The organism is Clostridium sp. JS66 (genome assembly GCF_033561535.1).
In the GTDB taxonomy this organism is placed as follows: Bacteria; Bacillota; Clostridia; order Clostridiales; family Clostridiaceae; genus Clostridium_AM; species Clostridium_AM carboxidivorans.
The window spans coordinates 3,843,212-3,866,951 of the sequence record NZ_CP131467.1; the positions used below are offsets into that span (position 1 = coordinate 3,843,212).

Sequence of the window (23,740 nt, forward strand, 5' to 3'; positions counted from 1 at the left end):
ACCATAGCCATCAAGCAAAAGTTTCTTTTCATAATTATATCCATTCCTTTCACTTCGCTCAAGGCACAAAACGTAATGAAAAGTGTTGGCTTTGAGTGAGTTTATATTTTATTATTAAGTCATAGGGATTTTCAGTATACTACAAATCACGGGACGGTGAGTGGGCTGTCTGACTTGTCAGATGACCGAATAATTATATGTGTAGATTGTCTTTTCAAGCACAAATAAGTGTGCCTTGAGCACGTAACCTTATCTTTGTTTAAACAATCTCGTTTAAATGCTAGGCTGTCAGTCAATGCTGTTTCTCCCTATAATTTTTTTAGAACTTCTTAGTTCAGAAAGGAGTCCCTATGGCTTTAAAAATCGTGTACAAAATCTGTTGTGGCATTGATGTCCACAATACTTTTGTAGTTGCTTGTATTGCAACCACTAATTCTAAAGGTGTTACCACCTACAAGAGCCATCGCTTTTCTACCTACACGAATGGTTTGAAAGAGCTGTTACAATGGCTGCTTGATTCAAATTGTAAGGATGTTTGTATGGAATCCACAGGTAAATATTGGATTCCTGTGTACAACATCTTAGAGAAAGGTTGTTCCATTGTATTGGCACATCCTAAATATGTTAAGGCTATTCGTGGTAAAAAAACTGACAAGAAAGATGCGAAATGGATTGCTGACCTGTTTAAGCATGATCTTGTTGTCGGTAGCTTTATGCCTCCTACTGACATTCGTCAGCTTCGTGACCTTATGCGCTATCGTTACAAACTAACCTGCTTTATGTCTAGTGAGAAGAATCGTCTTCAAAATTGTCTCACGGTTTCTAATATCCAATTGGGAAACGTTGTTTCGGACACTTTTGGTAAAAGTTCAAAAAGAATTTTAGACAAGATTCTTGAAAATCCTTTGGATACTTCCTTTGATATTAAACCTTTAATTCATGGCTCTATGAGGAACAAAATTCCTGAGATAGAGCTCGCCGTTGATGGATTTATTTCTACTGAACAGGCTGGTAAATTAAAGATTATAAAGAAACATTTTGAGGATTTGGAATCCCGGAAAGCAGAGCTAGAAGAACTGATTCTTGCGCTCGCCAGTCCCTATCAACAAGAACTCGACCTAATTCTAACTGCTCCATCATTTAAAAATCCGTTCTCTGCAATCACTGTCATTTCAGAGATTGGTGTCAAAATGGAGGCTTTTCCTTCGGCGAAACACTTATGCTCATGGTCAGGTCTAACACCTACCAACAATGAAAGTGCAGGGAAGAAAAAATCTGTCCGGGTTTCCAAAGCTGGATGCTACATTAAGCCACTTTTAGTACAATGTGCTACTTCTGTGGTTAAAAGTGAAAAGCATCCAGAAATCCGCAATCGCTACCTCCGCTTAAGGAAACGCCGCGGTCACAAGAAGGCAATCATTGCAATAGCAAGAATGCTTCTAACAGCATTATACAATATGTTAAAAAATAAAGAAACTTATAATGCTGAACTTTATAAAAAAGCAGATGCTATTCCTGTTGAACGCGAAATCACAGTGGAGCAAGCTATTTTAATGGCACAGTTCCAAGGTTATAAAATCAAGTCAGCTACCTAAACTTATTGTTCTCATCTATATTTAATTTTTTTAAGTCATCAAATGATGGCTTGTTTGCTATGCAATTTTACACTAGTGACAGTTCATACTTTTATTTTCAACCTTATTCCTTACCAGGAGTTTTAGCAAAAATACCAAAAACTCCTGCGCTCAGTATTGCATCAAATTTTAGAAAAATTAAGTAGGTCCATTTTGGTACTTCTGTAATATACATAGATATGAAACAACATTTAAAATAACCAATAAAAAAACTTTTCAATGTAGTCTATCTTTAGTTTTAGGTGACTCTTTTATACACTCCTCTTTCCACTTGGTAGATTTCTTTTTCTATTCATTTATTTATCCTCCCATTCATTTTCAAATAAAAAGGCTGAATAATACATATCTAATATGTTCCTTATATCCATACCCATAGGAAACACAAGTCCATGTTAAAACAACTATCCATGTATAACCAAAAATATTAACATTATAACAAAGACAAGTGTTAAAAATAAACATACTTGTCTTATCTTTTTATCAGAAAATTCCTCAGGAGATACAATGCAACTTTCATCAAATAACATCATCAAGACTAGAAAAATTCTCCCTATTACAGGGAACACAACTCCAAGAATAAGTATGAATATAAATATTAAAATTATGATCATTTGCTTGTCCTCCAATTTAGATATAAGAATATATCATTTGAATTTCCACAGAATAGTTCATTAATTTCTAACATTAGTATTACAATTACAATTTAACTCAATTATTTTCCTAAATATCCTCTTACATGCAAATTTATTTCATATAAATTTTGTATTATAAATCTACATATTTATCTTTGTATATTAGTATTAAAAGTCGAATATTGAATAACATTTAGCATATTAATATTCTTCTCCTTCATCTCCTAAAACTTTAGCTTTTAACTCATGTGCCATTTCTTTTAACTTTTTTATATTATCATCATTAACATAACTTGAATTTATTTTTCCATTACGATATTCCATCCAAATATCAAACTCTTTTTTTCTCCAAAATATATACTTACCTGGAATTGTTATTATACCGCCAACTGGAGTTTTAATTTCCATTTCATTTCTTAACTTCAATTCTGAATGTGCATTCACCAAATTAACTACTTCCTCATAAGTTATTGGATTATTTTTATAATCCTCTCGGGCTATATGTAAATTGTAACTCATAAATCTCTCCCCTGTTCTTTGAAATAACTATACAATTACTTGCTAGTACTTAATTATTGTAATTTTACAATTAGTATATAAAAAATGTGTAACAAACTAATTTTCCCATGCAATAATTTTTAAGTCTGGCCATTTATTTAACCAACTTGATACCTTATTATCATAAATTTGTATCATCAAAATCAATATCCTTTATACCATACTGTAATTGATAGTTAGAAAGATAATTCCAAACCGTTTGCGCAATACAACCAGCACCTATATAGTAATTATCTATGCCTAACTGTTTGGCTCGTTCAATTACTATATTTATAATTTTATTTGACATAATAATATTTTCTAGTACTTGAACCTGTGTACAAATATCTAAATTATAGCCGTTTATCATTTAATATTTTCCCACCTTAAGCTTAATCTTGATTTACAATCTAAAATTAAATATATAAAAATTATAGAACATATGTAATACTATTAAATATGCATTAAAAAAATACACTTTATTACTTTTGAACATTTACACCTATGCCTTATTATTAAAAAGCAATGCCAATCTTCTTGTTTCCATCATTGCCTTTAAATCATCTTTAGCAGGTATATTATTTATATTATGACTATAAACAACTGGAGCAACATCTCTTGAATTCATGTGATACAAAATTGTACATGCTGTAGTATATGCATTTTCAATATTTCCATCTCCACCGCCAACAATTATTACTCCTCCCCTTTTTTCCTTTTGAATGGACTTCACATTTCTGAATGTATTTATAAACCTCCTGCATTTCATCGTTAATACAGCATCCTGCATTTTCCCAACAATATCTACAATCAACACAAGGTTGAATCTTACAGTAGTACGCATGTATAATTTTATATTCACCTTCTATGTATCTAACAAATTCATTTATTAAAGCAATAGTATCACCATTTTTCCTAGGTGAACCATTAAAAATAAGAGTTTTCACTAATTATTTCTCCTCTTCATTTTACAATTTAAGCCAACTTCTAAAAAAACTGACTTTCCTTCATTTTTTGAAGATTTTTTATTACTTCTTGCAAATCCTGTAGAAAACTTTTTTCTACAATTTATAAAGCTAACTCCTTACTCAATGGAAGTTGCTGCAAAACTTGATAAAGTGCTGTTCGAGGAAGAATACTATTCCTTATTAACTATATTAAATAAAAACATTATGTATTAGCGCCTATAAAGATGCAATAGCATTTTTAAAACCTTCTTTAAAACCTTCTATAAAATCAGGTGCAACAATTCCTAATGATATTAAAATTACTAATCTTCCTATTAGTTTAAAAATGTTGGAGTTCCCTTTTTTCTTTCCACAAATCAAAATAATACTACCCGCTATTATTCCTATGATTGCTATAGTATCTGTCATTTATATTTTCCTCCCTTTGCAAATATGATATAGTTTCAAATAATTTCTATGAAAATTATAACATATATTCAACATAATTACTTACATAAGATGTACATGTCTTTTGATACCACATTATTCGATTTTCAAAAAACATTTCAGGAAGTGCTGTAACTGTAATAGAATGAATATTCATCAATTTATAGTAATAAAATATAGTTATGAAATCAATTTGGAAAGGTTAATAAAAAATGCCCAAAGAATATTCTAAATTGTCCATTGTAAATTCACCGATTGGAAAAAAGAATGTAGACTGTAGTGGATCAGCAATCTCTGGGGTTAGAATGGACCCATCAAAGGCCTATGATGGAATACCCTATTTGCTACAAAAATTCATCAACGAAAAAGACAATACTGCATGGAATAACATAACAAATAAAATAGACTATATCTATTATAATTTGGATTATGCCTTATCAGGACTTAATAAGGAAACTTCCTTTGGAAACAAAGTGAAATCAGAATTAAGCCTTAGGAAGAAGTTGCTATTCAAACCAAATCTTGTATTTCCACACAACATAGATGAAAAAACACACGGAGCAGCAGCTGGAAATCCTATTCTTACTGAATGGGTTTTAGTAGCTGCATTAATGAGATGGTTCCATGATAAACTAAAAATAAGCTATTATGAAATGTCATTAGGTGAAGCTTCCTCTGGTACCTTTATGCTGGCAACTCTGTATAGTAAAGCCTCAGGTAAAAATATTACAACAGAGGCTGTCTTTGAAGGTCGAAGTGGTGATTTCTATAGTGGCTGGGGCTTCTATTTTGTTAGAAAATACTTATCAGATCGCCACGAAGCTTCACATAAGGATGATCCTATGAAGGGCTACGAGGATAGCATTGCTGGAAACTTCATACCTCCAGGTAAGGCATCTGACAGGCTAATGGTGTATGACCTCAATAAAATCCAGGATGTTACAAATAAAGGAAGAACCATACCTGTTCCTGATGGGGCAGTCTTCAAGGAAATTACACTAAGCAAAGTTATAATAGGCGGTGATCCAAAGGATAGAAATGACTTAGAAGATTATCCTGGTTGTATTCTAATAAATGTTCCAAAGCTTAAAATGCATGCTCAAGACTTGATCACTAATGCTATTAAGAACCTGGGTATAGGCCTTTATCCATCTCAGAAGTACGATTTTCCTAATACAGTTTATCCAAACCTAAAAGGGAAATTGCCACATTCTCCTTGGGTTCTCGAAATGGATCCTGATACCCATCTACCGGTCATAGATGAAAACGGAAAATATAATGCTACAAAAACTGCAGGCTTTTCAGGAGTTCAATCTGATGTTATAAAAGCAGTTCAAAATCAAAATGTATTCTTACTTCATGTAACCGATACTATAAATATGGTTAATCTAAGTCACAATCCAGATGGGCTCTCAGTAAGTACTAAAGAAGGCTATGTTTTTGCTTCACTCGACTGTGTAGCTTTAGATCTCTTTTGTGCCAGATACTGCTTTAAGACACTGCCAATGCTTCAGGCATCTAGACTTAAAGTACAATATAACTGGCCTACAGAGTTTGTTCGTCATGTTCCCATTGCAATAAGTGATGGAAAAAATATATCCACGTCAACATGGTTTGATTCACCACTATTTAGATATGACTTATATCGTTATGCCGAAGCTAGAGGAATAGGCAGGCAGAAATATTATGTATTGGGTTATGACAGTACTACAGATAGCCCTTTAGCATCACTAAATGGTCATCTTGGAAGAATAGATAAGGGAAACTTCCTGGAACTTATAACAAAAACCTTGTATTATAATCCTAACACTATACTCCATGATTTGCAGCTCACCATTTTAAGTTATACAAAAGCCTGCGATAACCTCACGGGAACATCCCTTTATAAGGAGTTTATGGATTACTTTGATGAAAATAAAGACGGTATAATAGATTACGACGAGAAAGGTAGAGGCTTTGAAACAGCAATATTCGGCATATCTTCTTATACTGCTGATATTTTATTAATTGATGCCTATGGAGAAATCAAGAAAAACTTCCTTTTTCCAGCTATGATAATGAAAAACACTAATAAAAACTTGAATTCTAAGGGCCATGATTTCACAAAAGAAGCTTTGCTTGTAAGTTACGCCGCAACAGCTTATAAGATCTCACAATTAGATACTGTTTATCCAGACATTTACATTAAAGGAATGATGTATGGTCGTGGAATGTGGCCTAGCTGGCGTACAGTTATCTATATACACACTACCGCCGTTATATATGGCTCTCAGTTTATTAACAGTATAAGTCTTGGTTCTCTATACGGATGTGCTTTTCAATATGCTGACAAAGTTTTGAATTCAGGTGGGTACACTAAAAGTACTAATCCTATGGCAATAAATTCTGGTACCATACAATATGGTGATAAAATTCTAGAACCAGTTGACGAAAAGGTAAGTGCTGCTGATTCTATAAAAAGATATTTTGAAGCTTTATCTAAGGGAGCAGTTCCTTTGAACTTTACTTTATATGTACCTAAGGACTTTGGAAAATTGGAAGGCTTCAAAATACCTAATGTTGAAGAAACCAATGACCCAGAAAAGATTTTCACTGCTCATTTTCACCAAATTTGGTGATATACTCAAATATTGTAAATGGAGGTAGAGATGTTTAAATTTGAAGAAGACAAAGACTATAGTATGCCACCATTCTTTGGCCCAACTACATTTGGTGGTGATTTCACCGCTACTGCCAACACTTTAGCACTGAGCTTCACTTTTAACACTGATGGTAAATCATTAGACAAATTTTTGCCTAAAGGCTTTGAACTTTTAAAGCCTGAACTCACTATCAGCTTATCTCAACTTAGAGCCTGCAACTGGTTTGTTGGCGGAGGTTATAATTTAATACAAGTTCAAGTTCCAGCTCGCTTTAATGGAAAGCATGATCAATTAGAGGGAGTTTTTCCATTAGTTATCTGGGAAAATAATACTATCCCAATAATCGGAGGAAGGGAACAAAGTGGTCAGCCTAAAATTTTCGCTGATATACAAGATCTTCATGCTTATGATGGCAGGTATTTTACCAATGCCAGCATATTTGGAGAAACCTTTCTACGTCTAGAAATGTCTGAGACTAAGTTGTGGGAAAAAGAAATGCTAGAAAAAACCAAAGCTGCAGGTCCTATATCTAGTAATGTCTTTGGCTGGCGTTATATTCCTAACGTAAATGGTAAAGGAGCAACTTTAAACGAACCTATACTTTATCCGCAGTCAACTACTATTATGTCTGGATGGTACGGTAAAGGTGCTGTAGAATGGATAGCTAATGAGAAAAATGTATACAATCATATAATCAAACAGCTGGCTGATTTGCCTGTATATGGTAATATATCTGCTACCAGTGTGAGCGGTACAATCTTTATGAATGCTTTTAAAGGACGGGTTCTTAGGTAGCACATTAGATTACAAACCCCTTGGCACTTCTGTCAAGGGGTTAACTATAAACTTTTGTATATAAGATAATATATCTAAAAATTCTCTGAATTTTTCTCACCAACTCCCTGTTCTATAACAAGTTGAACATTGTTCCATAATGGTATAGCTTCTCTAAGTTTTGCGAACCCACTCTCAGTTGTAGAGATACACCTTTTTCGTGAGTCATCTCCCCCCCCCCCCTGTCTTGCATCAACATACATTTTTAGAACACCTATAATATATAAATTAGAATTTATTACAATTTGTATCCAATTATCTTAAGCCAATTTGTAACCTCTTTCGATGCAACAGTGCCATTTACAGCAATACCAGGTAGAATTATAGATTTTGAACATTCTCTAGCTATATCATTCTCAATTTGGCAAAATCCCCCGCCTCCATGGGTACAAAAGGGAATTACTGTTTTCTCTGTGAAATCATGATGTTTAAGAAAGCTCATAACTGGTGGTGCTAATGTTTTAAACCAATTAGGTGTACCTATAAATATTGTTTTGTACTCATCTATTGACTCATTTCCAGATATTAGCCTAGGACAAAACCCCCTGGAAATTTCATTTCTCACTTCTTTAGCAGCTGTATTATAATCAAACGAATAATTTTTATCAGGAATTAATTCTCTTATAGTACCACCAGTTTGTTTTGCTATTTCTAACGCTAAATTCTTTGTATTTTGGAAAAGCGAATAATAAACAATTAGTGTATTATCCATACATGTTATCTCCTTCCATAAAACTTTGTAGTGCTCTAACAAGTTATCTATTCTTTAGTAATTATACTAAATCACAATATTTTTATATAGTATTTCAAAACAAAAAAATTGTATGCAAGCATGCTTGTCATTTTGCAAAGTATACTTGACATAGATATTGGTATATGATACCATTTAATTACTGGAGGTGTTTTCTTGGATGATAAAACTAATTTAAATAATAGACTAAAAGTTGCACGTGCTGAACTCAACATTTCGCAGCAACAACTTGCGAATATGGCAGGAGTAAGTCGTCAAACAATAAGTTCTATAGAAACTGGTCAATACTGTCCAACCGCTAAATTAGCCCTAATACTTGCAAAGTGTTTGCAAAAAAAGTTTGAAGATTTATTTTATTTAGAGGAGGAATAAAAATGTTTAAAAAAAGTAACACTCAAGGTAAAAGCACACCTATTTACGGCATTATAGATGAAAGGACAAAAGCTGTTGTATATCAAGGCGATGCTTACGCTTGTAGATTCATAATGTTTGCAATTCTCTTCGATATATTTATAAGAGGGCTGCACTTAAGTAATCCACTTATAGAATCAAACTTTGACCTAATGTTAATTGTAATAATTGGAGGTTTAATATCAACAGCTTATCAAATTAAACGTAAGGTTATTTCTCATCATTCTGCTGCTCGTAGTTTTATTATTATTGCATTATTTTCAGCACTTGGTGCATTCTTAATAACATTTTTCTGCAAAAGATAATTATTCAAGTTAACTGGCAGCGGATATGATATTCTTATATCTTACACATTCCAAGATAAAATTAACCTTAACATTTGTGACAATCTTAAAATAAACTTTAATTCGGTTGATATATATAAAGGACTTATAGTACTAATTGTAACTAGTACCATAAGTCCCCATTATAATATTTCTACATATCCTTCCGTTCCATTCACACGAATTCGCTCACCATTTTTTATGAGTTTGGTAGCATTTTCTACTCCCACAACTGCTGGCAAACCATATTCACGTGCAATAACTGCCCCATGGGTCATCAATCCACCAACTTCAGTGACTAGACCTTTTATGCATACAAACAATGGTGTCCAGCTAGGGTCAGTAAAGGAGGTTACTAATATATCTCCAGCTTCCAGATTAGCATCTTCCATGTTTAAAATGACACGCGCACGCCCCTCTATAACTCCAGAAGAAACAGGTAAACCTGCAATAGCGCCCGCTGGGAGATTTTCTCGTTTGTACTCACCGGAGGGTGTTTCACCCTCAGAGGTGATAACACGTGGGGGTGTCAATTTTTCATTTAATTTTTGCTCATCTTTTCGTTTATTTACGATGTGGTAATCCAGTTTTTTTGTGCGCACAACTTCCCTAAGTTCTTCAAAAGTGAGATAGTAAATATCTTCTTTTTCATGAATAACGCCTATTTTCACAAGTTCCTTAGCTTCTTTCATCAAAGCCTGCTTATAAATAAAGTAGCGATTAACCATTCCGTATTTTGGATATTCACGGTAACCTATAAAATTTCGGATTATACTGATCGTTCGTTTTGTCTCTTTGGCCTTTTGTTCACCATCCGGCAATTGCTTCAACCTTTCTAATAACTCTTGTTCTTTTTTCAAAGCTTCTTGTTTCCCTTGCTCAAATTTCCTATTGGCGGCATTAGGCTCAAAGTTTTTTATATTATTGAGAATCATGGGCACAAGTGTAATTGGTTTTTCACTTAAGCGGGTTCTAGTAATGTCAATTTCCCCGCTGCATCGCATTCCGTATTTGCTCAAATAAGATAAGATTGCGTTCCTAGTTTCCCGTCCACCATCAAATTTGACTATTTCGTCCAAAAAATTATCATCTTTTACATGTTGTAAATAATCAATTATTTCTGGATAAGGACGAATTACATCTGCAACATTCAGTAACTCTAGGCCCATTTCTGAAGTAATGTTGTTTGGTACAGATTGGGAAAGCGTGTCTGCTGCGTTTTTTTCACCTAACCATTCCATCATTTTTTCATTTACCCAATGTGAAGCATTTATAGCAGCCATAAATACAGCTGAACTTTGTGGGTCAAATAAAATCTTCTTTAACTCATTTATATCTTCTAGAATAAAATCAATTAAATCTAATCCTGACTTAGTTTGTATGTCTTGTTTTAACTCTTCTATGGATGTTTGACTCTTCTTAATCAAATTAGAAACGATTGTGGGGTCGTTTTCTATTTGCGCTTCTGAATCCGCAAACGACACTCCTTTATTGCTTTTACGATCACTCTGTTCCTCATTATCATTTAATGAAGATTTTATGAAATCTCGCTCTATTATAGTAACAAGTGCGTCTTTCATGAGCGGATCGTGTTGTCCCATGTTATTTAATAAAGTTTCTCTTCTGTCAGGTGAAGCCAGCATTTGTGTCGCATCAACAAACAACCTTCCACCAGCTTTAAACCTGTGTCCGAAAGATATTAACTCCATTAAAGACATTCCTAGTGGTTTCAAGGGGTCTGTCATCATTTGTTGATGTCCCACAGATACATAAACGTGATTTTCTTCATCATTTACTTCAGGAATTGGATATAAAGTAGTGATTGGACGACTCTGGACAATATAAAATGTATTTTGAGCCAAACACCACTCTATGTCCTGTGGACAGCCGAAATGTTCTTCGATCTTTCTCCCTATGCGTTCAAGGTGCAAAATCTGCTCATCCATAAGTACTTGCCTATTCTGCTGCTTAGACTCAAGCTCCTGTTCTTTCGTGCCGCCATCTTTTAGGGCATAAATAGCCAGCTTCTTGGTGGATATCTTCTTATCAATAACCTTACCATTACGCACTTTATAGATATCAGCATTAACCAAACCTGAGACCAAGGCCTCACCAAATCCAAAGCTAGCATCAATGGATAACACCTTTCTATTACAAGTCACAGGATCGGCAGTAAACAAAATTCCTGCCGACTGTGGGAATACCATCTTTTGAACCACCACTGACAGGTGGACTTTACGATGATCGAAGCCCTTTTGAAGGCGATAAACTACTGCCCTCTCAGTAAACAGCGATGCCCAGCACTTGCTTATATGCTTTAGTATTGCTTCCATTCCCATAATGTTCAAATATGTATCCTGCTGTCCAGCAAAGGATGCTGTCGGTAAATCCTCTGCAGTTGCGCTTGAACGCACAGCATAGGCATCTTTTTCACCAAACTTTGTGAGATAACCCATAATCTCTTCTGCTATATCCTTAGGAATAGGTATATCTTCGATGACCATGCGAACTTTCTTGCTAATTTCATAAACTTTTTCCCTATCTTCTATTTTAAGATGCGTTAACTCATCTAATAAACCATTAAGCTTCTGATTATTTCCAGTTATCTTTTTATATGCTTCTGTAGTAATACAAAATCCTTCTGGCACTAGTACTCCCGTAATCCTAGATAGTTCCCCTAGGTTGGCACCTTTTCCCCCCACCATAAAAAGCTTTGTTTTGTCAATTTCTTGAAAGCTAATCACATATGAATTCATATATATTCTCCTTCCTACTTTTAGCCGAAAACCGGAGTAATTTAACCTATTTTCTAGGCATGAGTGAAACAATTTTATATAAAGTGTGACATCTACTACTCCCATAATACCCACAATAAGTACAAATTATAAGCCTGTTATTTAAAAATTTAATATTCCATATCAGAAGTCAATCTTTTTCTAAGCATTTCTTGATTTTGTAAGGTTTCTGCCTTATCAGTTATAAAATAATGCAATTTGTTGAATCCTAATTTTATAAACACCATAAAAAGGAGGTTATCACATGGAAAAAGATTTTATAAAGTCAGAAGAATTGACAAATGCCCTTGAGGAAAATGGTGAATTAAGTTTATACAATGGATCAAAAGAGTTATTTATTCAGGCTATAGATGATAAAGAAGGTTATTCCTATGTAAGCAGTACAAATGAGGAATTTGGAAACAGTAAAGAAGCTGTTGAATGGGCAATCAATGAGCTTAACAAAAATAATATATAAAATTTAAAAGGCTGTTGCACTAGGTAATTTATATACAATGCATTATTTTGTATATTAAAAATCAACATGATGCATTGTAATATTTACTTTTAATGTAACAACCTCTTTTTAGCAAAACACATCGCATTCCGTATTTGCTCAAATAAGATAAGATTGCGTATTAATACCTTTCTGAAATTACATTTCATATTTCCATAGTTTTTGATAATTCATTGAGTTTACTTAATGTTTTCCAATTACGCACAGTTGTTGGTACATTCAATTTATAGAGATTATTAGCAAGTTTTGAATTACGAATACTATGACGGAATAAAAGATATACATCTCTCCCTATGACTTGGTACTTATCACTTTCACTTCTATAAACATCTATGCACTCAATCTTCTCTTTTAAAGGATTATGCGTCAATAACGCAACATACAGAGTCTTTACTTCAGATATCGCCTCTGCTTCTATTACTTCGTCCTTTGAGAATGGACAATTGAGAATAATCTGTTCTAACTCTGTAGATGTCCTCAAAATAACTTTTACAGGAATACCAAATACTGCCTCAATCTCGTGTTCAATTTTATTGCAAATGGACTCCTCTACATCATTTGACTTGAATATAACATTTCCACTTTGAATATATGTTTTTACTTCACAAAATCCAATTGATTCAAATACTCGCTTTAAATCTGCCATCTTAATTATATTTTTTCCACCTACGTTAATACCTTTTAATAATGCTATATAAACAGTCATATTGTAAACTCCCCTTTATATGAAAATAATATCCGTATATCCCCTTTCCCCTATAGCTTGTATCACTTTCCCCAAGTTTTAGCTAGTAAGTCTTTTCTATCAAACCTTTTAGAAACTCCACATCTTGACAAAGTGAAAAACAGTCTTTCTTTGGAAAAGTTGTCTTGTAAGAACTTCTTATTTATTATGTTGTATATTTGTGGATTAATCGTATATTACATTTTTTCCTTCATCACTTAACTTTTTTAAAGATGAAAGCATATGATTTATTTCTTCATCAGAATGTCTTTCCCATGAACCTAATTCGGCTATTATTTTCAAAGGAGATTTAGACCTATAAGAACGTGTTGGATTTCCAGGAAATCTTTTGTCAGTTAAGTTCGGGTCATTTTCAAATTCACCTAATGGTTCTACAATATAAATTCTTTCTTTTGATTTAGGTTTCGCTAATTCAGCACCCCATTTAGCAGCATTTAATGTTGCGGTAAAATAAATATAGTTAGATTTTTTATTTTGATAATTTGATAAGTGTTGTGGTTCTAATAAGTCTCCAATTTTTAGTTCTGCTTTAGTACCATGAAGAAAAGGACCATTATCTAAAACATCTTTTTTGTCATTCATGCTGATTCACTCCTTTTATATTTTTAAATTTAACATATCTACTACTCCCATAATACCCACAATAAGTACAAATTATAAGTCTGTTATTTAAAAATTTCATATGATATAATAAAGTGGGAGGAGTAAAAAATCTCTTTTTTTTTACTTTCCACACTTAAATTTTAAGTGTAATACCAGGTGTTCTAATTTCATGGTTAGTTTACAAACCATAAAAAAGAACCTATTAAATCAAATCAAAGATTTAATAAGCCTTCTTCAAAATATTAAATGTAATGGAATACTCAGTCACAAACCTAGGAAGCAAAGCTCCAAAGTCTTATAATAGTCTCTCCTTGATTAAATGAACATTAACACTAAAAATAGTTATATAAAAAAACTAAGATCCTATGAAACTACCACCATTTACATGTAGAATTTGACCAGTAACAAAGGTAGAGTCATCAGATGCTAAATAAACATAAGCAGGTGCTAATTCTATAGGTTGACCAGCTCGCTTCATAGGGGTTTCTAAGCCAAAAGTTGTTACATACTTTGCTGAAAAACTTGATGGTATAAGAGGTGTCCAAATAGGCCCAGGGGCGACTCCATTAACTCTTATACCTTTTGATACAAGAGAAAGAGCTAATGAACGAGTAAAGCTTACAATAGCACCCTTAGTAGCAGAGTAATCAATAAGTAATTTATTACCTTTATAAGCTGTAATTGAAGCAGTGTTTATAATGCTGCTTCCTCTTTTTAGATAAGGGAGTGCAGCTTTAGTAACATAGAACATTGGAAAAATATTTGTTCTAAAGGTATTTTCCAATTGTTCAGCGGTAATATCTTCAAGGCTATTCTGTGGAAACTGAACCCCAGCATTATTAACTAATATGTCCAGGTGTCCAAAAGTAGATAGTGTGTCCTTAACTATACGCTTACAAAAGGATTCTTCCCTCAAGTCACCAGCAATTAAAATACACTTTCTTCCTTGGGCTTCTATTAATGCTTTTGTTTCTGTTGCATCTACATGTTCGTTAAGATATACAATAGAAATGTCTGCACCTTCTTTGGCAAAGGCTAGTGACACTGCTCTACCAATACCGCTATCTCCACCAGTAATTAAGACAACTTTATTTTTCAACTTGCCACTTCCAACATATTTAGGATCATTGAATATAGGTTTTGGATGCATAAGTACCTCTAATCCGGGCTGTACAGGCTGGTGTTGTGGCGGAAAGGTTATAGGAATCTTTTTACATTCTGTTGTATAACCAAAGTATGGATAGTAATGAACCAAATTTATTCCTCCTAAAAAATATTGCATAAATTAATATATGCAATGTTTTTAAAAGTGTTAAAAATCATCTCTTACTAAAAAAATACCAAACTATACCTTATTACACTAAAAAATAAAGTATACCTATTTTTAATGTTAGTTTTCGTATCATCAGTAGTTTTAGCCTCTCCATTCTTGTCCATAATGTATTGATTTTGCGTAAAGATGTCTCCCTCCTTAATGAAAGAGGTACACAGAATACATAGATTTTCTAATTTAATGCTAACCCCATAAGACATAGCATTGCTGAGTGTTTAATCACAACCTTTATACACTTAGCATAAGATTAAATAGAGCCTTTGAAAGGAAAGAATAATATGTATAACACAATTCCTTATTACGTTAACGCTCCAATGTGTAGTTTATCCCCTTGTGATAACTGCAAAATGTACTCATGCCCTTACTGCGTTAATGCACCAATATATAACCGAAACTTCTCGAATCAATTCTCTAATTATGTAAATGATGAAGCTAGAAAGATAACAGACTTTATCTATACATTAGAGGAAAGAGGTTTTATTGTTCAGAAAGGGAAACTGAAGTATTTAGACATACTGAAGCTAGTCAGTGAAGGTAAAATTGACACTGCCTTTGCGAACAATGCAGGTGCTCCTTATGCAACCTATCTCCTTCCACCTGCGCCAAACCAAGATCCATCTCCTGCTCAAAAACCTGCAAAAGGATACAATCCTCAGAATCCTAATAATTATCCAGCTAATATAGAGTATGCAGCACCTGGATTAGATTATAAGCTGCGTGCAGACGAAGCTATTGTATTAATTGGAAAGACCCCTCCACCGGCGTATAACTTTAGTTACAGAAGTTACCTTGGATTTGTAGAAAACAAACTATCAAAAGATTACAGTGATATTATTACGGTAGGCAGCGACAATACTGGTTTTTATCACTCTATCGGTGCCAGCTTGGGTGATCAAATCAATAACAATCGTATCTGGACTGATAATACACCTTATGGGGCCCCTGGAAATCCTTTTAACAGTTCCACCATCATTATTACAACTGCAGACAAAGGCGTTAATAAACAAATGAGAGATGCTCTAGTTAAATCAGGATTTAGCCCAGGTATTATGAACAATGACAATATCCCTATGGGCCTTACGAACGTTGGGCTTGAAAAGGGAAAAGATACTTTCTCATTTATAATGAGAGCTGCAATTTGGTTAGATTATGATGCTGGCTGGGATTATATCAATAACCTTAAAAACTATGTGAAGGTGTTACGTATTACTCCAAAAACTCCTTATCCTTATTTAAATCCATGGCCTATACCAGACCTTAAAATGCATGAAACTGGCACTACTGAATTTCAGGTTGTTCCTTATGCAAGAAATGAACTAAATTACCTGCGAAATGAGATAATTAAGAAATATGAAAATGAAGAATATGAGCATGTGGATCTGAATTCAAAACTCTGGATACTTGATGGTTATGAGGGAATATTACAGGATGTTCCTGTGTATTATGATAATAGAGATGGCCTCTATATAAGGACAGACAATTTTAAGTTAAAAAATGATGATGATTTTGTAATACTATATGGCGTTGACCACACAAAAACCGGATTTGCGACTTTTTTTAACATAAGTTTTTATGGTGAAGAATTTTGGAATGGCGTTATAGGAGCCAATATTACAGATGAGTTAAAGTACCCTGCCACCGATTATTTCCCTAAAGATTATAAAAACTCGAAATACTATTATGCAGTAAAGATGTCAAGAAAGTCTAAGGAAGGCAATGAAGTTATTATACCTTATAGTACAGACAATCCTAAAGGATCAGCATACGGTGTTGATAACAATGAGGATGCTTATGTAGGCTTCAGGATTTATACAAACCCAGGAACAAATGTTGCCCCAGCTATCTTTGATACTATCTGGAGTCACGCAATTTTATTTAGGAAAAAATAATAGGATAATATAAACAATACTGAGTAAATTATAATTCACCATAGAAAGCAGCGCTAAAAGCTAGTGCTGCTTTTTATGGTGTCCAAGGTAGATTTTGTCATTACTTCAGAAATATTTATCTAGATATACTTGATAAAAAATACTAAAGGGGATTATAACTATCAAAATCATTTTTAATTATCAGCAAAACAAATTGCTAACAATTTGTTTACGTCCCCCAGGGATATTTATGAGCGCAGCGAATTTGCTCTAATAAATGATACTAAACACTCACAAAAATACCTCTCTTTTTTGAAATCTATCTATTATTGAATGCTATATATCCAAATATATGCCTTATCAATTTTATTTTTTTATAATTCCATATCACTAACTGTTTAAATTTAACCATGCTATTATTTTATTTACATCGTTAACATTAGAATGACCAGCTTCGGCTATAATATTTATTTCTGAATGTGGAAGTAACTCTCTTAACCGTCTTGCAGTCTTATCTGAATAGAGCATTATATCTTTTGCTCCTACAAATAGTATTGTTGGCATGGTTAATAATTTCAATTCATTATCAGAAAATATAGGGATTGTCTCTCGCCTATAATTGAAGTTCTTTCCTATAAGCTTCTGATATTTTAACATTTCTTCTGGGATAGGCTGATTTCCATTAACTTTGTAATATAACTTATCTATACCTTTTTCTCCTAAAAGTGCATAAAATATAGCCTTAAAAACAAATGAATTCTTTTGTTTTCCTACGCCAGATGGACAAAGCAATACAAGTTTTGATACTTTTTCTGGATAACTTACCGAAAACTTTATTGCTAGCCATGCACCTAATGAAATTCCAACAATACTTGCTTTTTTTAGTGATAAATCATCAAAAACATCTTTAAGCCACTCTGCATAATAGGAACCATTTAGTGAAGGACGATTTTCATCACTTTTCCCTGGTTCACCTAGTATATCTATAGCATACACCCGGTAATTACGGGAATATTTTTGCATATCTCTTAACCACATAACAGAGTTCATACCACTGCCATGAAGTAATATAAGAGGTGGATTACTTTTTTCACCACTAGCTATAATAAATGTCTTTCCATACACTGTATCCACATAAAATTTTTCATAAGATAATGCCCACTTTTCAAGAAACAAATCATAACGTTTTATCACATCATTTTTTCCTTCTTGAGTTTTAAACACAGTATTTTTTCCCATTTTACTTTTCTCCTTAATGTCATAAAGTGATTCTTAAACTCAGGTGGAGTGTTACAGATGCTATCCATTAGATACCTTTGAAATCCAAGTTTCAGCATCTTGAATATTCCTAAATGTTCTGAAATCATTTCCTTTATTAGCTTCCATAATCATTTCTTTAAATCTCTCATTAAGCTTTTCCTCATCTTCAATAATAACAGCAACTTTTACATGATAATTTATAAATTTTTGCAATGCCATTCCTGCAAGTTTAGTTTTAAGATTAAAGAAATCTTCAGATAATACATTGGAATGCAGCATTATTGTATAAATGTCATTTTCCATACATATAGATATACAGTCTACCACATCTTGTTCTGAAGAAAGTTTCCTCAAACCAGAAGCAAATTCAATATATTTATTGTTATCTTTATTTACTACTTTATAATTCAAATCATTCACTCTCCTTGTAAATAACAGAGTTCTTGTCATCGGATAAATTATTTTGTTCCGCAAGCATAGAAATCGTACTTAGCATCTCTTCACTAAAGCTTATATTTCCCCATAATAAAACCTTTAGTCTGCTTACTTTTTCATCATATTTCATATTAATTGTTGATTTTCCCATTTTAGAATCTTTACAATTCATTACAGCTATAAGAGTATTGGATATTCTAAAATATTCTTCTTTATCTACATCATTAATATCTACAACAGTAGATACATTTACCTTTTGATTTATACTATCTTTCACTTCTCCATTGGTAACAAAATCAATATTTGACTCTTCACTAATCTTTTTATCATTCATGTTAACATTATTTTTTTCCATGAAAATACTTAAATCATGACCTGAAATTCTCCATTGCTTTCCAACTTTACTTGCTGCAAGCTTGCCATCTGTTATAAACTTTCTAATAGTTTTGTGATGCATTCCTAATATTTCTGCAATTTTATCTATTGTATAAAATTGATTCTCCATAAAAATCTACCCTTTCAAAATTAATCTATGATCAAATTATAATAACTTTTTTTGTAATCGTCAAGTAATTTGCTGTATTTTATTATACTTTATTGTATTTTATTAAACTTTATTGGCAACTAAGTTAGCATATATTGAATTTTATTGCCATTTATAAAGAATGTTCATATTCCAATTGTAGACAAAATAAAAGAAGAAGAACCCACATACTCTGCGGATTCTTCTTTATTATTTATAAAATATTTCCGTACCTTTTCATCAAAGTACAAGTTCTATGCTTCCTAAGTCTTTCTTCTTTTTATAGTTATCTTATTTGTATACAGATAATTAATCTTTATCAGCTTATTTTTAAATACTGCCATGTTACACCATTATCTTTTGATTGGTACAAAGCTTTACATCCTCCATTATAATCTCCATCAGATCCTTGCCCAACTAAAACATTAAGACTTCCATCTTTCTCATAAGGCATTCCAGGTAAATCAAAAGGATTATACGTTTCACCACCATTTAATGTTATTTTCGTTTCTGGGAAATTTACCTTTTTATAAGATCTACCTCCATCCTCCGTACGATATAATTGTCCCTTACTTCCACCACTATAAGATAAACATAAAAATCCAAGCTTATCATTCAAAAATGCTATTCCTGCTGCTGATCCAAGGGACCCTGAAAATGGATCTTCATTTATTGTCTTCCATGTTTGCCCGCCATCGGTAGTTCCTGTTAGTGAATAAGACCTGCTTCCTGCTGCAGCTGCCGTTACTTCTAAACGATATCCAACTTGCTTTGATAAATAAAACTGATCTGCAGCATTATTTGATTGATTAGAACTCTTTTTATTGTCTTTTGAAGGTTCTGATGTTTTAATATTATTTAAACCATCTGCTAGGTTGTATCTAACAGGAGTATATTTACTCTCCTTACCTGGTACAAATACAGAAACAGTATATCCTACTATTTCAGAATTAGCGTTAACATCTGAATTTGTATTTCCCTTGGAATCAATATAAACAATACCATTTGTGTTATACCCAAAGCTTCGTTTACCAGAATAAAGGATGCCATACTGTTCTTCAGGCCAGTTCATCACTGTTTTCTTAAGTGGAATTACTTTCATTGTCTTAATTAATGGTTCTAAAAGTTTATCATCATTATAATTTGCATTTACATAACCTTTTAAATATACAGTTATATTCCCTGACTTTTTGCTGTTATAGCTGATTAAATAGCTTTCTAACTTACCTTTATCATTTTTTCCATAAAGGTATGTATCAAAGGCTGCAATTTTTCCATTAGAATCAAAATTAAGACTAAAGTTATTTGCAACATATAATTTTTCAGGCATATGAACTTTTTTATTAATATCTGTAAATATCCCTTCTATGCCACTTTCATATATATTATTATGTTCAAGCTTTACAGTTTTTTTATTTTTCAAATCACTTAAGTACCATGATAGCTTTCCATTATAATTTATTGCACTATGATATATTTTCACTCCATAAAAACATGTTATAAGAACTATAATTATTGCAACTACACAGTTCCATACAGTTTTATACCTTGAATATGATTCATATCTATCTACACTCTGCTCAGGTACAACTTCTGGCTTTTTCACGATTCTAATTATGAGAATTGTAAACCAAACCAAAAAGAATGCCATACATCCCAATAATACAGTTATATTATTATTGATTCTTCCAAACTTACATAAAGTATATAATTCATAAAATGCAATCCAATATACCAGCATAAATATTGAGCAGGTTACCATTGATAAAATTAATTCTTTTTTTGTAATTTGCTTGTATTTTCTCATTTTCCTCTACGCTCCATCTTGTTTTTATAGGGTTTATAATTTCTATATATTATACCGCAAATTTTCAGCTATTAGCATTATAAACTAAGATAATTAATAAAATAGTCAAATATACAAAAATGAACCAAAACAATAAATGAATATCCAAAATTAAACCTCAAAAAATTACAAAACTAATTGATGGAAGAAAAGCAAATATTAGAGTCTCTTAATCGCACCTTCAAATCTTCTTAGCGTTATGCCCTATGTTTATCACTAAATGTATATTTCAAACATATAATATCTAAATACAACTTCCTAGGAGGAAAATAATGAATCGAAACTTAAGCAGATGTCCACTTACACCAAACACTACAAGGATATGCAGTAATAATTCTGTAGATACTGCTGTACAAGTGTCTAAAATTGTTTTTACTCACATGAAACCTAACACTGTTATATTAGTAAATAGAAATAACGTTTTTGATGGAATAGCAGCAGCACCCTTAGTTCATCTTCCAATCAATGGTTCTCTTCTATTTACTGATGGCAATATGTTAAGCCAAGAAACATTAAGTGAAATTTGCAGATTATCCCCTAAAGGTTATAAAGGAATACATGTAATTTTAGTTGGAAATATTTCAAGGAATATATCTTTAACTCTAAACCATTATGGTTTTAGAACATACCACATAACAGGACGTAACCATTTTGAAACTGCTTGTAAAATACCTAGTATAAGAAAAAAATTTGAAAATATTCTTATAGTCTCTGGTGAAAACTACCATGAAGGCATTATGGCTGCCTACTGGTCTGCACATCATGGAGATCCTATCTTGTATGTGCAAAGGAACAGCATTCCTTACTGCACACTTGAATCTATTAAGAAGATGCATGAAATAAATGTTTATATTATAGGATCAACTAAAACTATATCAGAAGATGTTGAAAAAAACATATCTCAACTAGAAAATGTTAAACACATAGATAGAATTGATGGGCATGGATTAGGGCGATATAAAAATAAGATATCTTAATCATTTATATGATTTACATGAAAATCTTCCAGTAATAATTTAACCCCGGATATCTCCAGGGTTTTAAATATCACAAAGTATAGTTCTCATACTATCCATATTCATTATTCTGTTATGCCAATCTGAACTGTATGCCAAAACCTCCCCTTGGAAAGTTCCAATCAATATTATCACGAGAACAAGCTATACGACAAGCTCCACATTCAAGACAACCTTCATAACCAACAGTAATATGTCCATCCTTAAATTCATAAACATGAGCCGGACAAATGAAAGTACAGGTCTTTTCATTACAATTTTCACATATAGACTGATCTTTTATTTCTAAATGTGAAACAGTATCAACATTATAAGTATTTAAATACAGCTTATCATCAATATTAACTTTTACTTTTATATCCTCCATTATTTCATCGCCCTCCATATTTTAAATCCATCTGTACCCATATTTAATAAAGATTTTCCACCAGACATATGTTTAATAGCTAACTTTTGCTTGTCCCTTTTTGATGCTCCATCTACAGTAAACATTTCACTCATTACCTTGTTAACTGCTGGTATATAATGATTGAAAAACTGTGGATTTTCTTCCATAATTGTAGATGCATCCTTATATTTTTTTAAATCTTTCATAACATAACTTTCTTTAAGCAATTTCTGATAGTATGAAAGTGTTTCTTCGTTGAATTTACCTAGTTTCTTAGCCTGTATAATAGTCTCGGCAGCAAAACGTCCAGAAGTCATTCCTAAATTTGATCCTTCTCTATGAATACCATTTACAAGCTGAGCTGCATCACCAATTACCAGTACTCCATCTCCCACTAATTTAGGTATACTATTATATCCACCTTCTGGAATTAAGTGTGCATAATATTCACTTGCTTCACTTCCTGTAATTAAAGGTTTTATCACAGGATGCTGCTTGATATACTCTAATAATTCATAAGGCTTAACATTTCTCTCACTCATCTGAGAAAGCAAAGCTCCACAGCCAATAGATATATGTTCCTTATTGGTATAGATAAATGCAGTGCCTACCATGCCTAAGGTTCCATCACCAAACATTTCTATTGTTGCCCCCATACCTTTATCTAAGTTAAATCTTTCTTCAATTTTATCTGAAGGTAATTTTAATTCTTCCATAACTGCAAGAGCTACTTGATCCTTGCGCCAATCCTTATGAAATCCAAGATCTTTGGCCAGCAATGAATTAACACCATCTGCAAGCACAACTACATCAGCATAAATATCTCCATCAGGCCTATCTGTTCTAACGCCAACAACTTTATTGTTTTCCACAATACATTCCTTTACAACAGTCTCATTTACAATTAGTGCACCAGCATCTATACACTTTTTGGAAAACCACTGATCAAACTTGCCTCTAAAAACTGTAAAATTATTATAAGGCGGCTTTGACCATTCCATCCCTCTATAACCTGTCTTTGCTGCAGATTCTTTTCCCAATAGCCAAAAGCTTTGCTCAATAATAGGACGTTCAAGAGGTGCTTCCTTCCAGAACTCTGGAATAATCTCATCCATCATATGACGGTATAATACACCACCCATAACATTTTTGGAACCAGGGTGTTTACCTTTTTCAATAACAATAACGTTAAGACCTTTTTTCACCATTACATATGCAGCTGCAAGACCGGCAACACCAGCACCTACAACAATAACATCAAATTTTTCAGACAC

At 32.7% G+C, this 23,740-nt stretch carries 24 protein-coding genes; 8 read left to right on the forward strand and 16 right to left on the reverse strand.

Features of this window, described 5'->3' with window-relative positions:
* The first annotated feature begins 350 nt into the window (after positions 1-350).
* Entirely contained in the window at positions 351-1,595 is a 1,245-nt protein-coding gene (locus tag Q6H37_RS17795) for an IS110 family transposase (RefSeq protein WP_318734740.1), read from the forward strand.
* 440 nt (positions 1,596-2,035) lie between these two features.
* Here Q6H37_RS17795 and Q6H37_RS17800 read toward each other — a convergent pair whose 3' ends face one another.
* The 5 genes from Q6H37_RS17800 to Q6H37_RS17820 form a co-directional block, all read right to left on the reverse strand.
* Positions 2,036-2,245 carry a hypothetical protein gene (locus Q6H37_RS17800; protein ID WP_318734741.1) on the reverse strand — a complete coding sequence of 70 codons (210 nt, stop codon included), beginning with the start codon at positions 2,243-2,245 and terminating at the stop codon, positions 2,036-2,038.
* A gap of 222 nt (positions 2,246-2,467) precedes the next feature.
* A complete protein-coding gene (locus Q6H37_RS17805; RefSeq protein ID WP_318734743.1) occupies positions 2,468-2,785 on the reverse strand; it encodes a hypothetical protein in 318 nt (105 codons plus the stop codon).
* A gap of 160 nt (positions 2,786-2,945) precedes the next feature.
* Positions 2,946-3,173, reverse strand: a complete 228-nt coding sequence (locus tag Q6H37_RS17810) for a nucleotidyltransferase family protein (protein WP_318734745.1) — start codon at positions 3,171-3,173, stop codon at positions 2,946-2,948.
* A 132-nt stretch (positions 3,174-3,305) separates the two neighbouring features.
* A complete protein-coding gene (locus Q6H37_RS17815) occupies positions 3,306-3,647 on the reverse strand; it encodes a hypothetical protein (protein ID WP_318734748.1) in 342 nt (113 codons plus the stop codon).
* Positions 3,648-3,987: 340 nt separating this feature from the next.
* Complete coding sequence (locus Q6H37_RS17820) at positions 3,988-4,179, reverse strand: hypothetical protein (protein WP_318734750.1); 192 nt, start codon at positions 4,177-4,179, stop codon at positions 3,988-3,990.
* Between the two features lie 230 nt (positions 4,180-4,409).
* On the opposite strand from Q6H37_RS17820, the gene Q6H37_RS17825 reads away from it, so the two are divergent.
* Both Q6H37_RS17825 and Q6H37_RS17830 read left to right on the forward strand, forming a co-directional pair.
* Entirely contained in the window at positions 4,410-6,815 is a 2,406-nt protein-coding gene (locus Q6H37_RS17825; protein WP_318734752.1) for a DUF362 domain-containing protein, read from the forward strand.
* A 30-nt stretch (positions 6,816-6,845) separates the two neighbouring features.
* Positions 6,846-7,634, forward strand: coding sequence for an acetoacetate decarboxylase family protein (locus tag Q6H37_RS17830; protein WP_318734754.1), 789 nt, complete (start codon positions 6,846-6,848; stop codon positions 7,632-7,634).
* A 277-nt stretch (positions 7,635-7,911) separates the two neighbouring features.
* Here Q6H37_RS17830 and Q6H37_RS17835 read toward each other — a convergent pair whose 3' ends face one another.
* Positions 7,912-8,385 carry a flavodoxin gene (locus Q6H37_RS17835; RefSeq protein ID WP_318734757.1) on the reverse strand — a complete coding sequence of 158 codons (474 nt, stop codon included), beginning with the start codon at positions 8,383-8,385 and terminating at the stop codon, positions 7,912-7,914.
* Between the two features lie 195 nt (positions 8,386-8,580).
* Here Q6H37_RS17835 and Q6H37_RS17840 point away from each other — a divergent pair, with 195 nt between their 5' ends.
* Positions 8,581-8,796 carry a helix-turn-helix transcriptional regulator gene (locus Q6H37_RS17840; protein WP_007062541.1) on the forward strand — a complete coding sequence of 72 codons (216 nt, stop codon included), beginning with the start codon at positions 8,581-8,583 and terminating at the stop codon, positions 8,794-8,796.
* 2 nt (positions 8,797-8,798) lie between these two features.
* Positions 8,799-9,140 carry a hypothetical protein gene (locus tag Q6H37_RS17845; RefSeq protein ID WP_318734763.1) on the forward strand — a complete coding sequence of 114 codons (342 nt, stop codon included), beginning with the start codon at positions 8,799-8,801 and terminating at the stop codon, positions 9,138-9,140.
* A 161-nt stretch (positions 9,141-9,301) separates the two neighbouring features.
* On the opposite strand, the gene ppsA is transcribed toward Q6H37_RS17845, so the two are convergent.
* A complete protein-coding gene (ppsA, locus tag Q6H37_RS17850) occupies positions 9,302-11,914 on the reverse strand; it encodes a phosphoenolpyruvate synthase (RefSeq protein WP_318734766.1) in 2,613 nt (870 codons plus the stop codon).
* A 283-nt stretch (positions 11,915-12,197) separates the two neighbouring features.
* On the opposite strand from ppsA, the gene Q6H37_RS17855 reads away from it, so the two are divergent.
* Complete coding sequence (locus Q6H37_RS17855) at positions 12,198-12,410, forward strand: hypothetical protein (RefSeq protein WP_318734768.1); 213 nt, start codon at positions 12,198-12,200, stop codon at positions 12,408-12,410.
* Positions 12,411-12,594: 184 nt separating this feature from the next.
* Here the strand turns inward: Q6H37_RS17855 and Q6H37_RS17860 are convergent, their stop codons facing one another.
* From Q6H37_RS17860 to Q6H37_RS17870, 3 genes are all read right to left on the reverse strand, one after another.
* Positions 12,595-13,155 carry a DUF1697 domain-containing protein gene (locus tag Q6H37_RS17860; RefSeq protein WP_318734771.1) on the reverse strand — a complete coding sequence of 187 codons (561 nt, stop codon included), beginning with the start codon at positions 13,153-13,155 and terminating at the stop codon, positions 12,595-12,597.
* Positions 13,156-13,359: 204 nt separating this feature from the next.
* Positions 13,360-13,776, reverse strand: coding sequence for an NAD(+)--rifampin ADP-ribosyltransferase (gene arr, locus Q6H37_RS17865; protein WP_318734773.1), 417 nt, complete (start codon positions 13,774-13,776; stop codon positions 13,360-13,362).
* 376 nt (positions 13,777-14,152) lie between these two features.
* Entirely contained in the window at positions 14,153-15,052 is a 900-nt protein-coding gene (locus Q6H37_RS17870; protein WP_318734776.1) for an SDR family oxidoreductase, read from the reverse strand.
* 356 nt (positions 15,053-15,408) lie between these two features.
* On the opposite strand from Q6H37_RS17870, the gene Q6H37_RS17875 reads away from it, so the two are divergent.
* A complete protein-coding gene (locus tag Q6H37_RS17875; protein WP_318734777.1) occupies positions 15,409-17,019 on the forward strand; it encodes a hypothetical protein in 1,611 nt (536 codons plus the stop codon).
* A 369-nt stretch (positions 17,020-17,388) separates the two neighbouring features.
* Here Q6H37_RS17875 and Q6H37_RS17880 read toward each other — a convergent pair whose 3' ends face one another.
* From Q6H37_RS17880 to Q6H37_RS17895, 4 genes are all read right to left on the reverse strand, one after another.
* A complete protein-coding gene (locus Q6H37_RS17880; RefSeq protein ID WP_318734779.1) occupies positions 17,389-18,237 on the reverse strand; it encodes an alpha/beta hydrolase in 849 nt (282 codons plus the stop codon).
* A gap of 60 nt (positions 18,238-18,297) precedes the next feature.
* Complete coding sequence (locus tag Q6H37_RS17885; RefSeq protein WP_318734782.1) at positions 18,298-18,669, reverse strand: DUF4180 domain-containing protein; 372 nt, start codon at positions 18,667-18,669, stop codon at positions 18,298-18,300.
* Between the two features lies 1 nt (position 18,670).
* Positions 18,671-19,198: a helix-turn-helix domain-containing protein gene (locus Q6H37_RS17890; RefSeq protein WP_318734785.1), complete on the reverse strand. Its 528-nt coding sequence runs from the start codon at positions 19,196-19,198 to the stop codon at positions 18,671-18,673.
* A gap of 337 nt (positions 19,199-19,535) precedes the next feature.
* Positions 19,536-21,023 carry a hypothetical protein gene (locus Q6H37_RS17895; RefSeq protein ID WP_318734787.1) on the reverse strand — a complete coding sequence of 496 codons (1,488 nt, stop codon included), beginning with the start codon at positions 21,021-21,023 and terminating at the stop codon, positions 19,536-19,538.
* Between the two features lie 311 nt (positions 21,024-21,334).
* Here Q6H37_RS17895 and Q6H37_RS17900 point away from each other — a divergent pair, with 311 nt between their 5' ends.
* Positions 21,335-22,039, forward strand: a complete 705-nt coding sequence (locus Q6H37_RS17900) for a cell wall-binding repeat-containing protein (RefSeq protein ID WP_318734790.1) — start codon at positions 21,335-21,337, stop codon at positions 22,037-22,039.
* Between the two features lie 112 nt (positions 22,040-22,151).
* Here the strand turns inward: Q6H37_RS17900 and Q6H37_RS17905 are convergent, their stop codons facing one another.
* Entirely contained in the window at positions 22,152-22,445 is a 294-nt protein-coding gene (locus Q6H37_RS17905; protein ID WP_318734793.1) for a ferredoxin family protein, read from the reverse strand.
* The gene (locus Q6H37_RS17910; protein ID WP_318734796.1) at positions 22,445-23,740 is read right to left on the reverse strand and encodes an FAD-dependent oxidoreductase; all 1,296 of its coding nucleotides are present in this window, start codon (positions 23,738-23,740) and stop codon (positions 22,445-22,447) included. Before Q6H37_RS17910 ends, Q6H37_RS17905 begins: the two co-directional genes overlap by 1 nt.

Coding starts and splice junctions, on each gene's coding strand:
- Q6H37_RS17795 (WP_318734740.1), top strand. CDS start 351: ATGGCTTTAAAAATCGTGTACAAAATCTGTTGTGGCATTGATGTCCAC.
- Q6H37_RS17800 (WP_318734741.1), bottom strand. CDS start 2,245: ATGATCATAATTTTAATATTTATATTCATACTTATTCTTGGAGTTGTG.
- Q6H37_RS17805 (WP_318734743.1), bottom strand. CDS start 2,785: ATGAGTTACAATTTACATATAGCCCGAGAGGATTATAAAAATAATCCA.
- Q6H37_RS17810 (WP_318734745.1), bottom strand. CDS start 3,173: ATGATAAACGGCTATAATTTAGATATTTGTACACAGGTTCAAGTACTA.
- Q6H37_RS17815 (WP_318734748.1), bottom strand. CDS start 3,647: ATGCGTACTACTGTAAGATTCAACCTTGTGTTGATTGTAGATATTGTT.
- Q6H37_RS17820 (WP_318734750.1), bottom strand. CDS start 4,179: ATGACAGATACTATAGCAATCATAGGAATAATAGCGGGTAGTATTATT.
- Q6H37_RS17825 (WP_318734752.1), top strand. CDS start 4,410: ATGCCCAAAGAATATTCTAAATTGTCCATTGTAAATTCACCGATTGGA.
- Q6H37_RS17830 (WP_318734754.1), top strand. CDS start 6,846: ATGTTTAAATTTGAAGAAGACAAAGACTATAGTATGCCACCATTCTTT.
- Q6H37_RS17835 (WP_318734757.1), bottom strand. CDS start 8,385: ATGGATAATACACTAATTGTTTATTATTCGCTTTTCCAAAATACAAAG.
- Q6H37_RS17845 (WP_318734763.1), top strand. CDS start 8,799: ATGTTTAAAAAAAGTAACACTCAAGGTAAAAGCACACCTATTTACGGC.
- ppsA (WP_318734766.1), bottom strand. CDS start 11,914: ATGAATTCATATGTGATTAGCTTTCAAGAAATTGACAAAACAAAGCTT.
- Q6H37_RS17855 (WP_318734768.1), top strand. CDS start 12,198: ATGGAAAAAGATTTTATAAAGTCAGAAGAATTGACAAATGCCCTTGAG.
- Q6H37_RS17860 (WP_318734771.1), bottom strand. CDS start 13,155: ATGACTGTTTATATAGCATTATTAAAAGGTATTAACGTAGGTGGAAAA.
- arr (WP_318734773.1), bottom strand. CDS start 13,776: ATGAATGACAAAAAAGATGTTTTAGATAATGGTCCTTTTCTTCATGGT.
- Q6H37_RS17875 (WP_318734777.1), top strand. CDS start 15,409: ATGTATAACACAATTCCTTATTACGTTAACGCTCCAATGTGTAGTTTA.
- Q6H37_RS17880 (WP_318734779.1), bottom strand. CDS start 18,237: ATGGGAAAAAATACTGTGTTTAAAACTCAAGAAGGAAAAAATGATGTG.
- Q6H37_RS17890 (WP_318734785.1), bottom strand. CDS start 19,198: ATGGAGAATCAATTTTATACAATAGATAAAATTGCAGAAATATTAGGA.
- Q6H37_RS17895 (WP_318734787.1), bottom strand. CDS start 21,023: ATGAGAAAATACAAGCAAATTACAAAAAAAGAATTAATTTTATCAATG.
- Q6H37_RS17900 (WP_318734790.1), top strand. CDS start 21,335: ATGAATCGAAACTTAAGCAGATGTCCACTTACACCAAACACTACAAGG.
- Q6H37_RS17905 (WP_318734793.1), bottom strand. CDS start 22,445: ATGGAGGATATAAAAGTAAAAGTTAATATTGATGATAAGCTGTATTTA.